Genomic DNA, 20,969 nt, shown 5'->3' with positions numbered 1-20,969 from the left:
ATTTGAACCTGCGACCCCTTGGACCCAAACCAAGTGCGCTACCAAACTGCGCCACTCACCGAGCAGAATTTTTTCGAAGACGTAAGGAATGCGTCAAAGAAAGCCAACTGATATTGGCAAAAGGTGATTTGCACTATTCTTCCTTTATAGAGGAAGAGTGGGGTGGACGATGGGACTTGAACCCACGACAACCGGAATCACAATCCGGGGCTCTACCAACTGAGCTACGCCCACCACAGGATAGTGCATTTACAAACATCGCTAGTCTACGACATAAATAACTGTTTGTCAGTCATTTTTTCCTGCCAGCTCGCTATGGCGCGTCCGGCAGGATTCGAACCTGCGACCCACGGCTTAGAAGGCCGTTGCTCTATCCAGCTGAGCTACGGACGCCCGACGAATCGACGTTTGTAAAAGTGGTCGGTGAGACAGGATTTGAACCTGCGACCCCTTGGACCCAAACCAAGTGCGCTACCAAACTGCGCCACTCACCGACTGTGTAAGGCAGTAATGTTCCCTGCCGTTACGGGGTGCGAATACTATAGCCAACATCCCAACTCGTCAAACACTTTTTTCAATAAAATTACTGACCGCTCACAAACCGCGCAATCCTCTTTTTTTTTGACCAATCTGCTGCTCTTTTATGCACATATTCACTTTGGCAAGGTGTCGCAACATGTGAAACAATATAGAGAGTAACGTTATGATATGAGAAGAATACATTCATGAGTGCCCACCTTATTGATGGCAAGGTCATTGCCAAACAAGTTCGCCAGGACGTAGCGACTTATGTTGAATCACTGAAAGAAGCCGGAAAGCGATGTCCGGGTCTGGCGGTTGTATTAGTAGGAAGCGATGCTGCTTCTCAAGTTTATGTATCGAATAAACGTAAAGCTTGTGAAGAAGTAGGCTTTGTTTCACGCTCATTCGATTTACCAGCAGATACTTCAGAAGAAGAATTGTTATCTGTCGTCGATAAGCTGAATGACGATCCTGAAATCGACGGTATCTTAGTACAGCTTCCATTACCTGCCGGTTTGAATGCTGAGCGTGTGCTGGAACGTATTGAACCGCACAAAGACGTAGACGGCTTCCATCCTTACAATATTGGTCGTTTAGCACAGCGTATCCCCGCCCTGCGCCCTTGTACGCCAAAAGGCATCATGACCATGATTGAAGCCACAAAACGTCCTGTGAAGGGATTAGACGCGGTTATTGTGGGTGCCAGTAATATCGTTGGTCGTCCGATGGCCCTTGAATTACTGCTTGCAGGCTGCACGGTGACAACGTGCCATAAGTTTACTCAGGATCTGAAATCCCATGTGAGTCGTGCAGATTTATTGGTGGTTGCAGTGGGTAAGCCTAACTTTATCCCTGGCGACTGGATTAAACCAGGTGCCATTGTGATTGATGTGGGCATTAATCGTGTTGCTGATGGCTCTCTGGTCGGTGACGTCGATTTCGAAAACGCCAGAAATCGCGCAGGTTATATTACCCCTGTCCCTGGCGGCGTAGGCCCAATGACGGTTGCAAGCCTGATCGAGAACACTTTAGAAGCTTACGTTAAGTACCATTCATGAAACTTGAAGACCGGGTGGCCATTGCCACCCGCGAATGGGTGGCCAACGTCGTTATTGGTTATAATTTTTGTCCTTTCGCCCGCCCCGTTTTTGAACCTGACCGGATAAAATACGCCGTAGATCATAGCGATAACGTTGCGGATGTATTGGAAACCCTCTACCAAGGCTGTCTCGAATTGCGTGAGAATGACAACATCGCTACCACGCTGGTCATCTTCGACAACTGCGCCCAGAACTTTGACGACTACCTCGATGTGCTGGCCATGGCAGAACGACTCATGGAGCAAAGCGGTTTTAGTGGTGAGTTTCAACTGGCCAGTTTTCATCCTGACTACCAGTTTGATGGTGAGGATGAATCGTCTCCGGGAAATTTCACTAACCGGAGCCCTTACCCCACTCTGCACATCATTCGTGAACACGATATTGAACAGGCTATGCGGGGTAAAGAAGATTCATCAGCGATCTACGAACGCAACATGCGTAAAGCCGAATCCTTCGGCTGCGAACATTTTGCCAGCATACTTGATGACTTAAGAAAGCGTTAGTACTGATATTCCGTACGTTAACGCTTTCTATCGATGTATCGAATTAGCCTTGAACCATCATGTCGCGGCTAAGTAAAAACGGCCGCGCCTGACTTTCTGTTAAAACGAATTTCCATTCCGTAAACCAAGGCTTCGCACCTGGCACCTCAAAACGAAGTTCGTAACCGGCTTGTTTGGCTGACGCGATGTAAGCCATCACCTCAGTGCCATCCTCAAGGGTAAATACAAGTTGGCTTAGCTGTGCTTGTTGCTCCCATTGCGCAGGGACATATGGCGAAACGGCCTCAAAGTTAAAAGCCAGCATTTTATCAACGGCCTGACCAATCACAGTGGGGTAGCGTAGCGTTTCAGTTGGTGCAAGATCAGATATCTGCCAACCGTCCACACTTTCCCCATGGCGATCAAGATTAAGCAGCGGCGCACCATTCAGCGCGATAACGATGTCACGAATTGCCGTACTGGTGAATGGCAGTATGTCTCTGGTTAACCAACTGCTGCGATTTTCAGGCAATCGATAGTTTTTATCCACCAGCACACTGGTCTGGCTCTCCGGTTGGCGAACATAGGTACCTCGCCCCCCCGCCGCCTGACGTCCCACTAACAGCGATGTGGCATCATTGGCACCACCGGTTTCAATCAACACAGATTGCGCGTCTTCGTCGCGCACACTTTCAACCCCCAGGCGATGATAGAAATCAGGTTGAGAGGTTTTTAATTCCACCACACGGGTTTGCGACAAGTCGATAACCAGCCTTGCCAGTTTTTTGGTGTCGACGGGAAAAGTCATCACGGTATCTAGGTGAGTCGCTATCCAGCGATCAGTGTCTTTAACCGCGGAAAAAAGCACGCCTTGGTGATTCTCAATTTTTATCCTTTGAAAATCTTTCGCTGCATTTTCCAGCTCCAACTCCAGCTTGTGACCTTCAAACGCCATCACTTCGTTATTGCCACTTTGCAAATAAAGCCACACTGACGCACCGGTGCTGACTATCACCAGAAGCAATAAAATGATAATACGTAGATTCATGAGCTTGCTCCTTTCATGTAGGCCTTACCAGCACGGCGTTTAAATAAAAATGCCAGCAGCCAGATCAGGATTATCAATATGGCGGGAGCCACGACAATGTTGAACAACTTCAATTTGTCGCCGAGTTTGTCGATTTCGCGGTCTAACTGAAAACGCACTTCCCTCAACGCCTGACGGATCTCAAGTCGCTTAGCTAAATGCTCGTCGATGGAGGCCTGCTGCTGTTCGGTATAAACAATAGCTCCGCTCATACCTTGTTGCCCTTGCATCTCACGCAGCCGCTGTTCTGTTTTGGCCAGCTCTGCCTGTAGCCTTTCTTCTTCTTCGCGATAAGAAGCCTGCGCCGCGGTTTCCAAACTATCCACCCGGCTGAACGGGCGTGCAAAAGTTCCGCGGGAACGAATACTGATTAATGCATCACTGCCTGCCAGATTTTCGATAGCGTTAACCACAAAATCCCCGTTATTCGCAAACGGCGTAAACACGGTATCACCGTAAAACGCCGATTGCTGCACCCAGAAACGGTCAGCCAACATATCGGCATCTGCAACAACAATGAGGTTCAGATTCTCGGTCTCTGCAACATAGTTTGCCGCGCGTTGTGGATTTTGCGGGCGCTGATAAAACGACTTTGCTTTGCCTTGGTATCGGGCTGCTAACGTGTAGGTTTTCGTATTACCGCCAAAACCCCGGTGTAATGCCGCAGGGTTGGCAGTTTGCGCATAATTGTCGGCATTAGTGAGGCCTGCATTCAACGTCGAGCGCATTAAAGGTTGCATTTTCAGCGCACCGCCGCGAACTGACTCTAACGCACCAAACGAAGCACCATTTAAGGAATCAAGGTTTGCGGTTACTACATCTTGTCGATCGAGCTGATTAGCCGTTAATCCAAGGATCCCAAAGTGCTTTACCATTGCACCATTTTCTTCCTGCAAATCGAACGCGAGTTGCGCGTCGAGCACAACATTCGTGAGGTCGACTTTTACGCCCCACCCTCGCAGTAATGGCAATGAAGAGCGATTTGCCCCCACTTCCCGCAATGCAGCTAGTGCGCCGGTTTCATAATGAGGGTCAACGAAAGCCACAACCCGCCCGTTGTGCATGGCAAACTGATCGATGGCATACAGTAACTCATCCGATAATGCCTGTGGGTGCATAAGCATGACAACGTCAGTGTCTTCCGGCAATTGCCTGTTCTTGCTACTGACCAACTGTACATCGTAAAGCTGAGAGAGTTGCTGATAAAACACTGTTGGCGCGGCAAATCGCCCGCTCAAAGGGTCCTGCCCGCCCGCGACGGGCAAGTCTGTTACCAGCGCTAAACGAATCTCGTCAGGCTGGCTAAGTTGATAAATGAGCTTACTAATTTCGTATTCGAGAAACTGGGCATTTTTTTCATCAAAAAAAGGAATTGCGAACTGGTCATCAAGTAAATTAGTACCGGCCAGCCCGAAATAAACGGATTCACCGGCATTCCCAACGGCAGCACTGGTAAGCCCGAACTGGTTAGCGCGGTCTTCGTTTTCAGAAAACGGGATGGGGTCAACCACCTGTAATTTCACTTTACCATCAGACGCCTGAGCGTATTCCCGTAACAAACTCTGCACCCGGTTTGCATAGTTACGAAGGCGAGTTTTCCCGGTAGTGGTCGTGTCTGAAAAGAAAAAGTACAGTGTGACCGGCTCGTTTAGCCCCTCAAGTACATTTCGCGTTCCCTGAGACAGGGAAAACACCGAATCCTCGGTTAAATCAACGCGATGTCGACTCAGCAGCTGGTTGTTCAAATAAACCAACATGACAAACAGCACGGCCAACAGAAATAGGCTGATTAAGGCAGAAATCTTTTTCATCGTCATGGTTAGTCCGCCTTATTCTCGTCAATGATAATAACACTGGCAAACAGCCACGATGCGGTTACAAGAACGAAGTAAGCCACATCAGAAGCAGCGAGGACGCCCTTCGCCATAGCATCAAAGTGGGTAAGAAAACTAAACGAAGCCACCGTATCCACTACCAGATTGTTGGCCCAGTTTTTAAACGCATCGATGACAATGTCTGACCCACTCACCACAAAGATAAAACACACTACGACAGACAGCACAAACGCCACGACCTGACTACGACTTACTGCAGACAAACATTGACTGATCGCCAGAAAAGCGCCAGACATCAACCAAGTGCCAATGTAAGCCGCAACAATAATACCGTTGTCCGGTGAGCCGAGGTAATTCACGGTTAACCACAGTGGGGTTGTCATGAGTAAGGCCAGACCAAGAATCGTCCAGCAAGCTAAAAATTTACCGATAACCGTTTGTGTAGTAGAAACCGGTAGAGTCATGAGCAATTCAATGGTGCCGGATTTCTTTTCTTCTGCCCAACTACGCATGGCGATAGCAGGCACCAGAAACAAATATAGCCAGGGATGGAATTCAAAAAACGGCAATAAGTCTGCCTGTCCACGGGCATAAAAATCGCCCATAAAAAATGTACAGACACCGCTTAACACAAGAAAGATAGCGATATACACATAGGCAATAGGAGTTGCAAAAAAGCTACCGAATTCCCGCCGTGCAATAGTCAGACTGCGCATTACTAAGCCCCCTTGCCGATGGTGATTTCGCGGAATACGTCGTCCAGGCGACCGGTTTCAATAGTGAACTTATCAACCGGCAGGCGGAAATGGCTAACGTGTTCGGTCACCGGCGCCATAATGAGTTTGCCAGGCTCAGGGAACAAGGTGATATCACCGGTTTCGCGGTCGATTTCCATTTCTTCCACGCCATCTATTTCGGCTAACCCTGATATATCTGCGGCATAACTGAAATGGAGCGTGATTGCCTGATGATATCTTGAGCGACACTGCAGCTCGTAGGGCGTACCGTCGAACAATTTTTTCCCCTCGTGAATGATCAATGCCCGGTTACATACCGCACTGACTTCTTCGAGAATGTGTGTTGAGATAATCACAATTTTTTCTTTTGATAGTTTCTTAATTAACTCGCGCACTTCATGCTTTTGATTTGGGTCGAGGCCATCAGTGGGTTCATCAAGGATGAGTATATCGGGATCATGAATAATGGCCTGAGCAAGACCAATGCGATGACGAAAGCCTTTAGATAATTTATCTATCTGGCGATTCAATACATCGTGCAACTCAACCTGCTCAATCACATTCTGTAATCGCGCTTTGCGACGTTTGCCTTTAAGGCCCCGTACGCCAGCGATAAAACACAGGAACTGAAACACCGTCATATCACCGTATAACGGCGCGCCTTCAGGCAAATACCCGATCACTTCCTGCAATGCTTTCGCATCACCCGGCATATTCTGCCCGTTTATTTCGATGGAGCCAGAAGTGGGTTCGAGGAAACCTGTCAGCATTTTCATGGTTGTGGATTTACCGGCACCGTTGGGTCCTAGAAATCCTACAATTTCACCGGGCTTTATGGTGAAAGACAATTCATCAACCGCTTTGAGGCGATGAAAATGTCGGGATAGATTGTCTACAACTATCATAGCTTTCCGTCTGCTACTGCATATTTGTTCTGACATCTGTAGGAAACAGATGATGTTTGATGTCGTTTGAGCTGCAACTTTTATGCTCTGCGCACAATCGGGCCATCAGTTTGCCATATCTGTGCGCGTCTGACACGACCGGAATAGGAATTCAGAAATAAAAAAAGCCTCACCGGAAAACCGGTAAGGCAGAGTGTCTGGGTTCCAGGGAGACCGAGAACCAACCCAGAAAGGCCCTCGGGGAAATAACCAGGCACACGTTACCGTCAAATTGTGAGATAATTATGACAACTGACAATTTTCAATAATGAGATGCTCTGGCCATGGCGCTACCGACAAATATTCTGCCAATCGGTACCATTGAAACCCCGTTCAAACAGAAATTTGCAATTCCCAGACAGCCCAATCTTGCCGACGCCCGAGGCATTATTACGTTTGGCGATGAATTCGCCGATCCCCGCGCCTTCGAAGACATCGAAAACTACAGCCACCTGTGGCTGTTATTTTATTTCCATGAAACCGCAGAGCGAGGTTGGAAGCCCGCAGTGAAAGCCCCCCGCTTGGGCGGAAATGCCACCACGGGCGTTTTTGCATCTCGCAGTACGCACCGGCCTAACAGCATTGGTATGTCAGTGGTGAAGAATAACGGCGTAACAGTAAAAAATGGCAAAGCAATACTGCGTGTTTCCGGTGTTGATTTAGTAAGCGGCACGCCAATTCTGGATATTAAGCCCTACATTGCTTACGCGGATGCTATTTCTTCAGCCACCGACAGCATTACGGCCGTTGCCCCTATTCCCGCACTCACGGTGACCTTATCTTCTCAGGCACAACAGTGCTGCCAGCAGTTGCACAACGACTTTCCTGACCTGGAATCACTGATTCGCGCGGTACTGGCACAAGACCCCCGCCCCGCGTACAAACAAAAGTTACAATGCGACCCAAAAACCTACAAAGTCATGCTCTATAATTTTGATATTAGCTGGCGTGTAACAAACGATGGCGTGGTGGTTGAAGCTATTGATGGCACGGCATAACCGGCGTTAATCACTAAACCGGAAAAACGACTTTTTCGGACATTTTTATACTGCTAGAATGGCGCCGATTTTTTATTTCTGTATAGGATGAACCACCGTAATGCGCACGAGCCAATATTTGCTGTCTACGCAAAAAGAGACGCCTGCAGACGCTGAGGTTATCAGCCACCAGCTGATGATCAGAGCAGGCATGATCCGCAAACTAGCTGCTGGTCTCTACACCTGGTTGCCTAGCGGTCTGCGTGTACTGAACAAAATTGCTGATGTGGTACGTGACGAAATGAACAAGGCCGGTGCTGTTGAAGTACTCATGCCTGTGGTTCAGCCTGCCGATTTATGGGAAGAATCCGGACGTTGGGAAGAATATGGCCCGGAGCTGTTACGGATTAAAGATCGTAATCAGCGTGATTTCGTTTTAGGCCCAACGCATGAAGAAGTGATCACAGCCCTGGTACGCAATGAAATCAGCAGCTACAAACAGTTGCCGCTCAATCTGTATCAAATTCAGACTAAATTTCGTGACGAAGTTCGCCCGCGCTTCGGTATTATGCGTGGCCGCGAGTTCACCATGAAAGACGCTTACAGCTTCCATATGGACGAAGCGTCATTGCAAGAAACCTACGATAAAATGTATCAGGCATACAGCAATATCTTCAGCCGCTTAGGCCTGGATTTCCGTGCTGTTATTGCAGACTCGGGCTCTATCGGTGGCGCAGTTTCTCACGAATTCCATGTTCTGGCTGATTCCGGTGAAGACGATATTGCCTTCTCTACCGAGTCTAACTACGCCGCCAACGTTGAAATGGCAGAAGCCGTTGCGCCAGCAAAAGCGACACCGTCTGGCGCACCAGCAGAAGTGATTGATAAACCTTCTGGTATCAGCGTAGAAAACTTCCTGGCTAAGCAGGATACCGCATTAAAAGTGGTATTGGTTAAAGCGCAAAGCGAAGAAGATACGGCGGATAAATGGGTTGCGTTAGTACTGCGTCAAGAGCACAACCTGAACGATGTGAAAGCTGAAAAGCTTCCTCAGGTAGAATCACCTTTAGTGGTGGCCAGTGACGAAACAGCCAAAGAAGTGTTCGGCTGCTTCCCATTGTTTGCCAACCCGACAAACCTTAACCTTGACGTAGTGGTTGATCGCAGTGCTGCTGCCGCCGCAGATTTTGTTTGTGGTGCGGGTGAAAATGCGAAGTTCATTGTCAATGCAAACTGGAACGGTGACATTGAAGTGGCGGATATTCGTGACGTGGTTGCGGGCGATCCATCACCTTGCGGTCAAGGCACGCTGGAAATCAAACGTGGTATTGAAGTTGGCCATATTTTCCAACTGGGCGACAAGTACTCTAAAGCCATGAACTGTGGCGTACTGAGTGAAACCGGCAAACACCAAATCCTGACCATGGGCTGTTATGGTATTGGTGTATCTCGTATCGTGGCCGCCGCCATTGAGCAAAACCACGACAAAAACGGCATCATCTGGCCAGAGCCTATTGCACCGTTCACTCTGGCACTGATCCCGATGAATATGCATAAATCTCAACGCATCAAAGATGCAGCCGAGGCGTTATACTCTACACTTACCGCTCAGGGTATAAATGTATTGTTTGACGACCGCAAAGAGCGTCCGGGTGTTATGTTTAATGACATGGAACTCATTGGTGTGCCGCACAGTATCGTGGTTGGTGAGCGTAATCTCGATAACCAGCAGGTTGAGTATAAAAATCGCAGAACCGGTGAAACCGAATTACTTGACCTGAGTCAGGTTGCGGAATTTATCGCTGCTCTGTAAACGGTCAGTCACGCCGCCGGGCAAGGTCTGCCCGGCTTTCGAATGCACCAGGAGAACGCATGCAGATAACCTTTTATGGTGTTAGAGGGTCAATTCCTACACCAGGTCCTGAATACGTGCGCTACGGCGGAAACACAGCTTGCGTGCATGTCGAGCTAGACGATGGTACCGATATCATTCTTGACGCAGGTACCGGTATCCGTCGCTTAGGTAACAAATTAATTCAAAAAAGTACGCCCATTCATCTTCTGCTTTCCCATAATCACTGGGACCATATTCAAGGGTTTCCATTCTTCACGCCCATTTACCAAGAAGATCGGGAAATCAATATTACGCCCGGCCTTACCAGCCTTCCTGAATACGACCAGATTCTACAGCAAATGCAGGGGTCAGTTTTCCCGGTTCCGGCCAGCGCACTGAAGTCGAAAATAACCGTTACGCCACTACCAGACAGCACCACCAGCTGGCGTATTGGCAGTGCACAAGTATCACGACTGCCGATGAATCACCCGGGAAGAGGTAGCGCTTACGCGATAACCGAGAATGGCAAGAAATTCGTTTACATGACCGACAACGAATTGTATCCCCCGTATAAGAAAGAAACCGACTTTTTAACGTTTGTAGAATTCACCCGCGATGCTGAGGTGATTGTGCACGACGCCCAATACATGCTCTCAGACATGCCGGCAAAATCCGGTTGGGGACACTCAGTCGCAGAAGAAGCGGTTAAACTCGCCATGGGGTCAAATGCGAAACGGATTGCGCTGTATAGCCACGATCCTGACCGAACCGATGATGATATCGATAAAGTTGTAGAGCACTGCAAAGATTATATTGCCATTGCAGAATCGGAACTGGAATTGTTTGCCGCTTTTGAAGGACAAACGCTGAATCTTTAAAAAGGAAATTGCTGATGAAAGCACGCGTTTTCACTGCCGCGCTTTGTATTGCATATTTGTCTGCCACCACCGTTTTTGCGCAGGAAAGCGAAAACGAACAATCCAATTCTGATGCTCAGAAAAAAGCCCCGGGCATTTTAAGCTCACGGTTTGAAGCTGACCACAGAGCCCTGGATAATTACTTCGCGATTACCCAACACCGCCAGAATTATATTCTCCCTATCACCTACGTTACCAATCCAAATTCTGCGGGTAATCAGGATTTGACACCAGAGAATGTAGATAGCAAAGAAGCCAAGTTTCAGCTTAGTGTAAAGCTGCCTTTGTATCTGCAGGAAGATACAGCAGACGGTATGTATCTTGGTTTTACCGTGACTTCATTCTGGCAGGTGTATAACAGCGAGGTTTCCAAGCCTTTTCGCGAAACCAATTATCAGCCTGAAATTTTTTATCAACGCGAAGCCACTATCAATATTCTTGGCTACGACTTTAATGCGCTGCAGTTTGGCTTTAACCACATGTCCAACGGCCAAAGCGGCGAACGTTCAAGAAGCTGGAACCGTTTGTACGCCTCAGTGTTGTTCAGTGACTATGATGACCTTTATTACCTGAAAGCCTGGTATCGCATTCCCGAAGACACCAAAGAAGATGAATTTGATCCCGCGGGAGACGATAACCCGGACATCAGTGATTATTATGGCCGGGCTGAATTTGGTTACGGAACCCGCTTTGGCAATTTAAAATTGCTCGCGCTGCTCAGAAACAACCTTAATTTTGGCCATAACCGCGGCAGTATTCAGCTTGATTTAACTTACCCGCTTTCAGACCGCTATGAAATTCTACTGCAGTATTTCAATGGCTATGGTGACTCGCTTATCGACTATAACCGCAGCCAGGAACGCATCGGTCTTGGCTTTCAGCTTACCTTTTTATAAGCAAGTTTGATTCAGGCAATCACACCTGCAGCCCGGTAAAGTTGCAGGTGTACCTCCACCAATGCTGCAATGTCACGCTGGTAACCACCGCCGATCACGCACGCCACCGGAATGTTGTGTCGCCGACACGTGTCCAGCACCATACAGTCGCGGGCATAAACCCCTTCGGTTGTCACATGCAGCAAACCTAAATCGTCATCAATGTGGATATCTACGCCAGCATCATAAATCACGAAATCCGGTGAACACTGACGAAAAGCCAGGTGCAAGGTTTCATCCAGTACATTCAAATAGGTGTCGTCGCCAGCACCTTTTTCTAGCCCCATATCAATATCTGAGACTTGCTTTCGATGGGGAAAGTTTTTCTCACCGTGGATAGACACAGTAAAAATATCGCGGTCGTTTTCCGCCAGTTTCGCCGTACCATCGCCCTGATGCACATCGCAGTCAAAAATCATGACCGAATCGATATCGCTTCGTTGAAGCGTTTGCCGAGCCGCAAGATATAAGTCATTAAAAAGACAAAAGCCCGAACCAAAATCGTCGAAAGCGTGGTGATAACCGCCAGTGAGGTTTAATGCTATTCCCTGCTCGATGGCAAGTTCAGCCGTACGACAGGTGCCACCAACGGCAGTAAGTGAACGCTGGATCAATTGCTCAGACCAGGGAAAGCCAATGCGCCGCATCGCTTTGGGGTCCAGATTACCATCGCATAGCGCATCAATATAATCTGGCAAATAATGCGCTTTGAGGATCTCTCGCGATATGGGTTTTGGCTGAGTGAAGTGCTCTGCAGGGACGCCCTTCGCTGTCAGCGCATCGAAAATACCCTGATACTTCTCTATGGGAAAGCGATGCCGCACAGGCAAATCAAGCTGGCTATATATGGGATGAAAAACGAGTGGTGGTAACGATTGATTGTGCATACCCGGTTACCTTATCACGAGATAACCGGGAAAAGTATACTACTTAGCTGGTGAGCGATGAAACGACTCGCTGCACATTGGTCTCCATTTCTCGCACAGCGTCGGAAATATCGTTGCGACGAGACAACTCATGGTAGCGCTCTGACGAGGAAATGGATGAATTAATGACCTCTTCTACTCTACCAAGCACTACTTCTTGTTCATCGGCTGCCGCATTAAGCGCATCGACCACACTGGCCGTTTCTTTTATGCTTTGCACAACCAGGTGCAGCGTCTCTAGTGCAACTGAGGCTTCTTTCGCGTTGATATCTGCCAGTGATTTTCCAGCTTGCATTGCGGTCACCGCACCGCGGGCTTCCGATTCAAAACTTGATAAAATGTCATTAATTTCACGGGTAGACTGCTGCGTTTTTGCAGCCAGTGCACGCACCTCGTCGGCAACAACCGCAAAGCCTCTACCATGTTCGCCTGCACGGGCAGCTTCAATGGCCGCATTGAGTGCCAACAGGTTTGTCTGATCAGCAATTTCATTAATCACATTCACGACTTTAAGAATATTGTTACTTCTCGATTGCAGGGCATCAACAATATCACTGGACTCGTTAACGGTTCTGGCTAATTGGCTAAAGCCTTCATTTGCCTTACTGAATGTTGTGAAACACTCTCCCACATTGTCTTCAGACTGCTTCGTTGCCGCAGCAACCTGGTCGGTAATGGCCACCAAACTCTGTACAATTTCTCCGAGCTTTTCAGTACTGGTATTCAGTGACTGACTATTGTGGTGTTGATCTTCCGCGCCGTTAAGAATGGCCGCACTGACATCCCGTAACGTTGCCACAGCAATGCCCACTTGAGACTCGGCTTGGCGAAGTTCATGCACCGACGTTTTTAATTTTTCCTGAAGTGCACGGGCTGAATTGGCCAGTACACCGAGTTCATGATCGCTCTGATAGTTAAGTGCATTATCATAGCGACTGTGCGCCAGCCCAGAGATGAACCCTGCAATATTTTTAATCGGTTTAATAAGCTGATTACGCAGGCGATTAATCACATACACGGCCGTTAACGCCGATAGTGCGAGTGCAGCGAAAAGGATAATCCACAACGTGCGACGGGTATCCGTACGCATAGATGCAAAGGCATCAAAGGATTGATTCGCAATGTCCTTGGCCACCGTTTCCAGTAATTGAGCTGGCTCTCGGTCGATACCTTTTACATAGGCATCCCCCACCTTTGCGTTAAAGCCGGCATCGACAAATGCCTGATACCCTTCGCGATATTTGGCCGCCATTTTGTCATGCGCAACCAGAAACGCGCGAATATTGGTTTTTGTCGACGGATGAATAGAGGTATTGTTGAGGAGTAACTTAAACCCGCTCTGCACTTCCTGTTCACGCTGCTGAAAACGCTTCCAGTATTTCTCCCGGCTCTCGTCATCATAGCCACGAAGCAACGTGTTCTTCCATTCTTGTACCTGCGTTTTAAAGGTGTTGAGAATGGCAGTCACATCGCGTTCAGATTGCACCAGACTGTTTTCCATCTCGTCGAACTGATTAAGCACCGCGAAGGACTTATATAACGAAGCGACGTTTAACAAGACGAGAATAATGAGTGCGGCCATAACGGGCGTCATGACCAGTCGGCTGATACTGGCGTATTTCAACATGGGAACCTAATAATACAAGATTTAGAATGTGGTATAGACTTTTGTATTAGAAGACAGAAATATGACAGAGATGTGACAGAGCACGGAAACCGTTAGCCTATTAAGTATGAGACGAGGGCATCAGGTATAAATGACCGGCGCAGTCGTGTTGCGCCGGCACGGAACATGGTAACTATTCAGCTTCAAAAGGCGCCAGAACAATTTTACCAATGGCAGAACCACTCTCCAAAATGCGATGTGCTTCAACCAAATTTTGCGCATTCACGGGTCCAAGATGGGTATTAAACGTCGTGGTTAACTCACCCTTGTCGAGCAGGGAACTGACTTCATTAAGGATCTCATGCTGACGCAACACATCTTGAGTGTTGAACAACGGCCGCGTGTACATAAATTCCCAGTGTAACGAAATGCTCTTACGTTTCAGCAAGCCCACCTCCAGAGCTCCCGGATCATCAATCAGTCCAAAGCGGCTTTGTGGCTTCATCAAATCCACCAGCGCTGCAATGTGTACCTGCGTGTGAGTAAGACTGGCGACAAAATCTACACCATCTAGCCCCAGCGCCTGGTATTGCGGCGCAAGATCTTTGCTATGGTCGATAACGTGATGGGCGCCCATCTTTTTCACCCACGCCTGCGTTTCGTCACGAGACGCTGTAGCAACAATGGTTAGAGACGTAAGCTTTCTGGCCAACTGAATAAGAATCGAGCCCACGCCACCGGCAGCCCCTGTGATTAATAACACTTGTCCTTTACTGTCGGTTCCCTTGGCAACCTGTAAACGGTCGAATAACAGTTCGTAAGCCGTGATGGATGTCAGCGGCATGGCTGCTGCTTCACAATCATTCAAATTTACCGGGGCTTTACCGACAATGCGCTCATCGACCAGTTGATACTCCGTATTGGTGCCAGGGCGAGAAATATCACCTGCATAAAACACCCTGTCGCCTGCCTTAAATAACTGCGCGTCTTTGCCTGTTTCTACGACGGTACCCACCGCATCCCACCCAAGCACTTTTATCTCTTCGGCAGACGCGGATACCGTGCGACGAATTTTTGTATCTACCGGATTTACCGACACGGCCTCAATTTTTACCAACAAATCCCGTCCTGCCGGAACAGGTTTAGCGATATTGACCGCCTGAAGCGCATTCTCTGTCAATGTTTCTGTAGCTTGTTTATAGCCATATGCGCGCATGATTCGTTCCTTAGCGTTTAAATTCAGATTGCAGATATAGGTTACCTTACCGTTACGTCTCATGCCTTTGCCAGATCAAAAACGCTGCAGTTAACGATACCCACGATAACCGACTAAACTAGGTTAATAGAATGTTAACTGGCAAGTTATAAAAACAGATTACGTTAATCGCTAAATCTAATTTTCCGCCATCGGAAAACTCAATCATAGTTGTACTGGTTAAGCACTATTAATAACTGTTTAAAGGACATACACATGAAAATGAAACTCTTACCCGTTGTTGCAGCTATCGCTATGGCGTTATCGCCGACTGCGCACTCTGCCACTATGGAGCAAAATGCAAAAGTGGTGGGCGAAGCCCCTAAAGGCAATAAATTCTGGTGGCCTGAACAACTGGACCTGTCTCAATTACGTACCCACGGTGTGGCGTCAAACCCTTATGGCGAAAACTTTAACTACGCCAAAGCGTTTGAATCGCTGGATCTCAATGCGGTTAAAACCGATATCCGCGAAGTACTTACTTCTTCCCAGCCTTGGTGGCCGGCAGACTACGGCCATTATGGTCCGTTCTTTATCCGTATGGCGTGGCACGCCGCCGGTACTTACCGGACAGTTGACGGACGCGGCGGTGCCGGTGGTGGTCAGCAACGCTTCGATCCACTAAATAGCTGGCCTGATAACGCCAACCTGGATAAAGCCCGTCGATTACTGTGGCCCATTAAACAAAAATATGGCCGTAATATTTCCTGGGGTGATCTGATGGCCCTCACGGGTAACGTAGCGTTAGAAGACATGGGTTTCAAAACTTACGGTTTTGCTGGCGGACGTGTGGATGACTGGGAACCGGATCACGTTTACTGGGGCCCGGAAGAAGAAATGCTTACCGACCAACGCCGCGATGAAAAAGGCAACTTGAAAGGCCCTCTGGCAGCGGTTGAAATGGGATTGATTTACGTTAACCCTGTAGGACCGCATGGTAAACCAGACCCCATTGCTGCAGCTCACGACATCCGTATGTCTTTCGGGCGTATGGCGATGAATGATGAAGAAATCGTTGCCCTTATTGCCGGTGGTCACACCTTCGGTAAAGCCCACGGTGCCAAAAAAGCAGATTGTCTGGGTAAAGAGCCGGCCGCCGGCGACTTAGAAGACCAGGGCTTTGGCTGGAAAAACAGCTGTGGCAAAGGTAACGCAGAAGACACCATGACCAGTGGTCTGGAAGGTGCGTGGACGGTAACGCCGACGCAATGGACCACTAACTACCTGGATAACCTGTTTGGTTTCGAATGGAAACAAACCAAAAGCCCAGCTGGCGCTATTCAATGGATCCCAACCTCAGAGTCGGCAGCATCTATGGTGCCAGACGCACACGTGAAAGGTAAACGTCATGCGCCAATCATGTTTACAACTGACCTTGCGCTGAAAGAAGATCCTGAGTTCCGTAAAATCGCTAAGCGCTTCCAACAGAACCCGGCAGACTTCGAACTGGCTTTCGGTAAAGCGTGGTTTAAACTGAATCACCGTGATCTGGGGCCTAAGGCACGCTACCTGGGCGCAGAAATCCCGGCTGACGACCTTATTTGGCAAGACCCAATTCCCGAAGTCGACCACAAGTTGGTATCAGACAAACAAGCGAAGCAACTGAAGAAAAACATTCTGAAGTCAGGCTTATCGGTTCAGGAACTGGTGCGTGTGGCCTGGGCAGCAGCGGCAAGCTACCGTGATACCGACATGCGCGGTGGCGTAAACGGTGCTCGTATCGCGCTTGCTCCGCAAAAGGACTGGGCAATTAATAATCCGGCAGAGGTACAAAAAGTGCTGGGCGAGCTAAAAGAAATTCAGACAGCTTTCAACAAGAAGTCGAAAAGGGTCAAAGTTTCTCTGGCTGACATGATTGTACTGGCAGGCGCTGCAGGTGTTGAACAAGCGGCGAAAGATGCCGGTGTTGATGTAACCGTACCGTTCATTCCAGGTCGTATGGACGCCACACAGGAAATGACTGATGTTGCCTCTTTCGCCGTTCTGGAGCCTACGGCCGACGCATTCCGTAACTACTGGGCTGAAAGTAACTACCGCTCACCGGCTGTCATGATGGTCGATAAAGCAGACATGTTATCTCTCAGCGTACCTGAAATGACGGTTTTGTTAGGCGGCATGCGCGCAATGAACGCAAACGGCGACAGTTCTGCCCATGGTGTACTGACGGACAATCCGGGCCAATTGACTAACGACTTCTTCGTCAATCTGCTGGATATGTCCACCGAATGGAAGAAATCTGAAGACAGCACTGCCGTTTATGTGGGTGTAGACCGAGCTTCAGGTGAACAGAAATGGACTGCTACACCGGTAGATTTGATTTTCGGCTCTAACACCGAGTTGCGTGCCATCGCTGAGGTTTATGGCTCTGAAGATGCGAAAGACAAATTCGTTACCGACTTTGTTGATGCCTGGGTAAAGGTTATGCGCAACGATCGTTTTGACTTAAAACGCGGCTAATTCCTCCCCCTCTCATACCTCGTAAAACCATGCCCCCTGTTTAGGGGGCATTTTCATTTCTACTCAGTTATCACTGAACCTGTCAGCAACACACGCCGTAATACCTCCAACAAACGACACAATCAGGCAATCATTAAAGAGCATCAGGCATGCACAATTGCAGGGTTTTTCTTTAAAATTTTTAGCATCAGGATATGCCTGAGCATGTAACGACAAATGAGGCTATAGTTATGAAAACAATTGGTTATGCGGCTCACTCGTCAGACGCCCATATGGTTCCTTATCACTTTGAAAGACGGAACCTGCGCGACAATGACGTGGCCATCGAAATTCTATATAGCGGCGTTTGCCACTCAGATCTTCACACTGTGAACGGCGATTGGGGCGATCAGCCTTATCCTCTGGTACCCGGACACGAAATCGTCGGTAAAGTTATAGAAGTGGGCGCTGACGTAAAAAATTATGAAGTAGGCCAGCATGTAGCGGTTGGCTGTATGGTTGACAGCTGTCAGTCATGTGATCAATGTGATCATGGCGAAGAGCAATATTGCCGTAACGGTATGACTCCCACTTACGGCGCACCAGACCGTATCAGCGGTGAAATTACCCAAGGCGGCTACTCAAAACACATTGTAGTTCGTGAAGAATTCGTTTTACAGGTACCAGAATCATTGGATTTAGCGCGCACGGCACCCATCCTTTGTGCGGGTATCACTACGTTTTCTCCCCTGCGCACCTGGGGCGTTAAAGCAGGCAGTCGCGTGGGCGTCATCGGTCTGGGCGGTTTAGGTCACATGGCCGTTAAATTAGCCGTTGCCATGGGTGCAGAAGTCACTGTACTTAGCCGTTCCAACTCAAAAGAAGAGACAGCTAAAGCGTTAGGAGCAAAGAGAATATTAGCTTCTACCGATGAAAATGCGATGAAGCAAGCAGGATCTTCCTTTGATTTAATTATCGACACTGTTCCGGTTAAACATGACGTAGATGTTTACATGCCGCTTCTCGATATCGACGGCACATTGGCGATTGTCGGCCAGGTTGGCCCTATGGAAGATTTTATGACTGTGCCGTTAGTGATGGGTCGACGCCGCGTAGCAGGCTCACTGATTGGCGGTATCAAGGAAACTCAGGAAGTACTGGATTTCTGTGCTGAGCACGACATTCATCCTGAATGTAAGATGATTAAAGCTGATGAAGTAAACGACGCGTTTGCAAGCCTGGCAAAGGGCGACGTTGCGCACCGTTATGTTATTGATATGGCTAGCCTGAGCGTATAATTAACTACGCGATAAAATTGCGCCAAGTATCTAAATAAACCATAAAATATAATAGCCAGTCAGTACTTTTACTGACTGGCTATTTTTTTAACTTGCAGATGCGACTACAGCAATTGGGTTTTTATTTTAGATACCAGATAAATAGTTTTACCAATGCATCTCGTTAACGCTTATAGTAAACATCCAACGATGGACTGTTATTTAAAAGGGTTAAAATTTATGTTCTCTGGGCTTGCTGCGTTTCCATTAACCCCTTTGAAGAATGATGAAGTCGATGAGCATGCATTTATTGGTCTTCTCAAGCGCTTAGTTGAAGCCAAGGTAAACGCTATCGGCGTACTCGGTTCAACGGGAAATTACGCTTACCTGTCTAGAGAAGAGCGTAAAAGGGTCGCTGAAATTGCGGTTCAACACGCCAATACGACCCCGGTTATGGTAGGTATTAGCGCCTTAAATTTAAGAGATGTGCTTGTTAATGCTCAAGATGCTCAGGCGGCAGGTGCAAGCGCAGTACTTTTAGCGCCCATGTCTTACCAACCATTGACAGAAAATGAAGTCTTTAAATTATACGAGGCGGTCACTGCTACACTCTCTGTGCCGCTTTGCGTGTATGACAATCCGGGTACAACCCACTTTACTTTCAGTGATGAACTTCACGGACGTATCGCCCAGTTACCTCAAGTAAGGTCGATAAAAATTCCTGGCGTGCCTAAAGATCCTCAAGCTGCAGTGGAACGGGTCGACCGCCTCCGCGCATTAATTCCTGACCATGTATCGATTGGTGTAAGTGGTGATGCTTGTGCTGCCCACGGATTAAATGCGGGCTGTGAAGTTTGGTATTCCGTCATTGGTGGCCTGTATCCAGAAATTGCCCAATCCATTACAACGGCGGCTTTGAATAGGGAGCCCCAAGAAGCTTTACGCCTATCACAGCAATTAACGCCAATGTGGGAACTCTTTGCTCGCCATGGAGGCAGCCTTCGTGTGGTAGCTACAGCAGCTGAAATCCAGGGTTTGGCTGATTCTCCCTGCTTACCAAGGCCTCTGAGCGCATTAGCAGGAAAGGAGAAAGAGGCGCTAGCAGTCTTACTTGATAACTTGGGCTTAGCCTAGCCCTATTGTGGTGAGTGCCATTTAGGTTGGTTGTTAGCGGTTTAACAATCATGACAAACAACACATTACGGCAAAAACATCGAGTAGGGTGAGGCATCACCGCCTCATCCCTCTCACAGAACCGTACGTACGGGCCTCGTATACGGCTCCTGTACAGTTTATCCAGCGTAATTGCTGGGCACATTTCCCGTTCTAACGTCTTCCAGATTCACCAGTCCAAGTTCGTTAAACCAGCTGTTTGGCATCGCGTAGCTTGCCAGTGGGCTTCTTGCGCTGCGCCAACTCGTCATGCTCATGGACGCGAACTTGCCTTTGTAGCCCCGCTGTCGTAGCCAGCGATGCAGGCGGCTCGCCTTTTTCCATAACTTCAGTTGAACACTGCGCAGTCTGCGTCTCAGCCAACTCGCGATTTGCTTGAATGCCCTGCTGGCATTGGCAATCCTGAAGTACTGGCTGAACCCTCTTAGCAGTGGATTCAGTCTGTTGATGACATGTGACAACGGTTTTCCCCCGTTGCGTTTTGTCATCTCCTTTAGCTTCATTTTGAACAATGCCAGTTTCTTCGCTTGGATTCGGGTATATTTCGTCCCGATTTCCACACCAAGGAACCTGACACCCGCATCACTGTGTGTGATGTGGGTTTTCTCTGTGTTCACGGTCAGCTTCAGTTTACCTTCAAGGATTTGGGTCGCTTGTCGTTGCGCATTCTCTGCCGCTGAACGACTGCGACACAAGATAAGAATATCATCAGCGTAGCGCACTATGCGGTGGCCACGTTGCATCATCTCCTTATCAAACGCATCCAGATAGATGTTCGCTATCAAGGGGCTGATTACCCCACCTTGCGGACTCCCTGTGTCTGTCTGCTGCCAATGGCCTTCAACCATCACCCCACTTGTTAAGAACTGGCTGATTAAGCGCAGCACGCTACCATCACGCACCCGCCGTTTAATGCTTTCTATGAT

Annotated in this window: 17 protein-coding genes and 3 tRNA genes; 9 read left to right on the top strand and 11 right to left on the bottom strand. The window is 48.4% G+C overall.

The genetic code is table 11. The features are described 5' to 3' along the window. Positions 1 to 158: 158 nt before the first annotated feature. The 3 genes from BFC18_RS16410 to BFC18_RS16400 form a co-directional block, all read right to left on the bottom strand. A tRNA-His gene (locus tag BFC18_RS16410) sits at positions 159 to 234 on the bottom strand. A gap of 82 nt (positions 235 to 316) precedes the next feature. Beyond that, a tRNA-Arg gene (locus tag BFC18_RS16405) sits at positions 317 to 393 on the bottom strand. A 24-nt stretch (positions 394 to 417) separates the two neighbouring features. Beyond that, a tRNA-Pro gene (locus BFC18_RS16400) sits at positions 418 to 494 on the bottom strand. A gap of 231 nt (positions 495 to 725) precedes the next feature. Here BFC18_RS16400 and folD point away from each other — a divergent pair. Together folD and BFC18_RS16390 are read left to right on the top strand one after the other, a co-directional pair. Next, positions 726 to 1,580, top strand: coding sequence for a bifunctional methylenetetrahydrofolate dehydrogenase/methenyltetrahydrofolate cyclohydrolase FolD (gene folD, locus BFC18_RS16395; protein WP_070126641.1), 855 nt, complete (start codon positions 726 to 728; stop codon positions 1,578 to 1,580). Then, positions 1,577 to 2,125, top strand: a complete 549-nt coding sequence (locus BFC18_RS16390; protein ID WP_070126640.1) for a DUF1415 domain-containing protein — start codon at positions 1,577 to 1,579, stop codon at positions 2,123 to 2,125. The genes folD and BFC18_RS16390 overlap by 4 nt, the downstream gene beginning before the upstream one ends. Positions 2,126 to 2,168: 43 nt before the next feature. On the opposite strand, the gene BFC18_RS16385 is transcribed toward BFC18_RS16390, so the two are convergent. From BFC18_RS16385 to BFC18_RS16370, 4 genes are read right to left on the bottom strand one after another with little or no spacing between them, the layout of a single operon-like run. After that, positions 2,169 to 3,152, bottom strand: coding sequence for a DUF4340 domain-containing protein (locus tag BFC18_RS16385; protein ID WP_070126639.1), 984 nt, complete (start codon positions 3,150 to 3,152; stop codon positions 2,169 to 2,171). Then, positions 3,149 to 5,008: a GldG family protein gene (locus BFC18_RS16380; RefSeq protein ID WP_245680418.1), complete on the bottom strand. Its 1,860-nt coding sequence runs from the start codon at positions 5,006 to 5,008 to the stop codon at positions 3,149 to 3,151. The genes BFC18_RS16385 and BFC18_RS16380 overlap by 4 nt, the downstream gene beginning before the upstream one ends. A gap of 2 nt (positions 5,009 to 5,010) precedes the next feature. Beyond that, entirely contained in the window at positions 5,011 to 5,742 is a 732-nt protein-coding gene (locus tag BFC18_RS16375; protein WP_070126638.1) for an ABC transporter permease subunit, read from the bottom strand. 2 nt (positions 5,743 to 5,744) lie between these two features. Then, complete coding sequence (locus BFC18_RS16370) at positions 5,745 to 6,668, bottom strand: ABC transporter ATP-binding protein (protein WP_070126637.1); 924 nt, start codon at positions 6,666 to 6,668, stop codon at positions 5,745 to 5,747. Between the two features lie 323 nt (positions 6,669 to 6,991). Here BFC18_RS16370 and tsaA point away from each other — a divergent pair, with 323 nt between their 5' ends. The 4 genes from tsaA (at position 6,992) to BFC18_RS16350 (ending at position 11,331) form a co-directional block, all read left to right on the top strand. Then, on the top strand, positions 6,992 to 7,705 hold the full coding sequence (gene tsaA, locus BFC18_RS16365; RefSeq protein ID WP_070126636.1) for a tRNA (N6-threonylcarbamoyladenosine(37)-N6)-methyltransferase TrmO: 714 nt from the start codon (positions 6,992 to 6,994) through the stop codon (positions 7,703 to 7,705). Between the two features lie 100 nt (positions 7,706 to 7,805). Then, entirely contained in the window at positions 7,806 to 9,497 is a 1,692-nt protein-coding gene (locus tag BFC18_RS16360) for a proline--tRNA ligase (protein WP_070126635.1), read from the top strand. Positions 9,498 to 9,556: 59 nt separating this feature from the next. Beyond that, positions 9,557 to 10,396 (top strand): MBL fold metallo-hydrolase, encoded by an 840-nt coding sequence (locus BFC18_RS16355; protein ID WP_070126634.1) that lies wholly within the window; start codon positions 9,557 to 9,559, stop codon positions 10,394 to 10,396. A gap of 14 nt (positions 10,397 to 10,410) precedes the next feature. Beyond that, positions 10,411 to 11,331 (top strand): phospholipase A, encoded by a 921-nt coding sequence (locus tag BFC18_RS16350; RefSeq protein WP_070126633.1) that lies wholly within the window; start codon positions 10,411 to 10,413, stop codon positions 11,329 to 11,331. Positions 11,332 to 11,342: 11 nt separating this feature from the next. Here the strand turns inward: BFC18_RS16350 and BFC18_RS16345 are convergent, their stop codons facing one another. The 3 genes from BFC18_RS16345 to BFC18_RS16335 form a co-directional block, all read right to left on the bottom strand. Next, complete coding sequence (locus BFC18_RS16345; protein ID WP_070126632.1) at positions 11,343 to 12,257, bottom strand: histone deacetylase family protein; 915 nt, start codon at positions 12,255 to 12,257, stop codon at positions 11,343 to 11,345. A 43-nt stretch (positions 12,258 to 12,300) separates the two neighbouring features. Further along, positions 12,301 to 13,923, bottom strand: coding sequence for a methyl-accepting chemotaxis protein (locus BFC18_RS16340; RefSeq protein WP_070126631.1), 1,623 nt, complete (start codon positions 13,921 to 13,923; stop codon positions 12,301 to 12,303). Between the two features lie 172 nt (positions 13,924 to 14,095). Then, the gene (locus tag BFC18_RS16335) at positions 14,096 to 15,118 is read right to left on the bottom strand and encodes a zinc-binding alcohol dehydrogenase family protein (protein ID WP_070126630.1); all 1,023 of its coding nucleotides are present in this window, start codon (positions 15,116 to 15,118) and stop codon (positions 14,096 to 14,098) included. Positions 15,119 to 15,373: 255 nt separating this feature from the next. Between BFC18_RS16335 and katG the strand changes: the two genes are divergently transcribed. The 3 genes from katG to BFC18_RS16320 all read left to right on the top strand — a co-directional run bounded on the left by katG (position 15,374) and on the right by BFC18_RS16320 (position 20,004). After that, complete coding sequence (gene katG, locus BFC18_RS16330) at positions 15,374 to 17,614, top strand: catalase/peroxidase HPI (RefSeq protein ID WP_083273145.1); 2,241 nt, start codon at positions 15,374 to 15,376, stop codon at positions 17,612 to 17,614. A gap of 230 nt (positions 17,615 to 17,844) precedes the next feature. Continuing rightward, a complete protein-coding gene (locus BFC18_RS16325; RefSeq protein ID WP_070126629.1) occupies positions 17,845 to 18,891 on the top strand; it encodes an NAD(P)-dependent alcohol dehydrogenase in 1,047 nt (348 codons plus the stop codon). A 153-nt stretch (positions 18,892 to 19,044) separates the two neighbouring features. Further along, a complete protein-coding gene (locus BFC18_RS16320) occupies positions 19,045 to 20,004 on the top strand; it encodes a dihydrodipicolinate synthase family protein (RefSeq protein WP_245680417.1) in 960 nt (319 codons plus the stop codon). Between the two features lie 158 nt (positions 20,005 to 20,162). On the opposite strand, the gene BFC18_RS16315 is transcribed toward BFC18_RS16320, so the two are convergent. Next, on the bottom strand, positions 20,163 to 20,969 hold an 807-nt coding region (locus BFC18_RS16315), incomplete at its 5' end, for a reverse transcriptase domain-containing protein (RefSeq protein ID WP_245680317.1).

The organism is Alteromonas confluentis, from assembly GCF_001757105.1.
Lineage (GTDB): Bacteria > Pseudomonadota > Gammaproteobacteria > Enterobacterales > Alteromonadaceae > Alteromonas > Alteromonas confluentis.
This window is presented reverse-complemented; position numbering and strand designations above follow the sequence as displayed.

What these genes read in the sequence shown, in the direction of transcription:
- BFC18_RS16360 (WP_070126635.1), top strand. Translation starts at nt 7,806, where the DNA reads ATGCGCACGAGCCAATATTTGCTGTCTACGCAAAAAGAGACGCCTGCA.
- BFC18_RS16380 (WP_245680418.1), bottom strand. Translation starts at nt 5,008, where the DNA reads ATGACGATGAAAAAGATTTCTGCCTTAATCAGCCTATTTCTGTTGGCC.
- BFC18_RS16325 (WP_070126629.1), top strand. Translation starts at nt 17,845, where the DNA reads ATGAAAACAATTGGTTATGCGGCTCACTCGTCAGACGCCCATATGGTT.
- katG (WP_083273145.1), top strand. Translation starts at nt 15,374, where the DNA reads ATGAAAATGAAACTCTTACCCGTTGTTGCAGCTATCGCTATGGCGTTA.
- BFC18_RS16320 (WP_245680417.1), top strand. Translation starts at nt 19,045, where the DNA reads ATGCATCTCGTTAACGCTTATAGTAAACATCCAACGATGGACTGTTAT.
- BFC18_RS16390 (WP_070126640.1), top strand. Translation starts at nt 1,577, where the DNA reads ATGAAACTTGAAGACCGGGTGGCCATTGCCACCCGCGAATGGGTGGCC.
- BFC18_RS16355 (WP_070126634.1), top strand. Translation starts at nt 9,557, where the DNA reads ATGCAGATAACCTTTTATGGTGTTAGAGGGTCAATTCCTACACCAGGT.
- folD (WP_070126641.1), top strand. Translation starts at nt 726, where the DNA reads ATGAGTGCCCACCTTATTGATGGCAAGGTCATTGCCAAACAAGTTCGC.
- tsaA (WP_070126636.1), top strand. Translation starts at nt 6,992, where the DNA reads ATGGCGCTACCGACAAATATTCTGCCAATCGGTACCATTGAAACCCCG.
- BFC18_RS16375 (WP_070126638.1), bottom strand. Translation starts at nt 5,742, where the DNA reads ATGCGCAGTCTGACTATTGCACGGCGGGAATTCGGTAGCTTTTTTGCA.
- BFC18_RS16385 (WP_070126639.1), bottom strand. Translation starts at nt 3,152, where the DNA reads ATGAATCTACGTATTATCATTTTATTGCTTCTGGTGATAGTCAGCACC.
- BFC18_RS16370 (WP_070126637.1), bottom strand. Translation starts at nt 6,668, where the DNA reads ATGATAGTTGTAGACAATCTATCCCGACATTTTCATCGCCTCAAAGCG.
- BFC18_RS16335 (WP_070126630.1), bottom strand. Translation starts at nt 15,118, where the DNA reads ATGCGCGCATATGGCTATAAACAAGCTACAGAAACATTGACAGAGAAT.
- BFC18_RS16345 (WP_070126632.1), bottom strand. Translation starts at nt 12,257, where the DNA reads ATGCACAATCAATCGTTACCACCACTCGTTTTTCATCCCATATATAGC.
- BFC18_RS16350 (WP_070126633.1), top strand. Translation starts at nt 10,411, where the DNA reads ATGAAAGCACGCGTTTTCACTGCCGCGCTTTGTATTGCATATTTGTCT.
- BFC18_RS16340 (WP_070126631.1), bottom strand. Translation starts at nt 13,923, where the DNA reads ATGTTGAAATACGCCAGTATCAGCCGACTGGTCATGACGCCCGTTATG.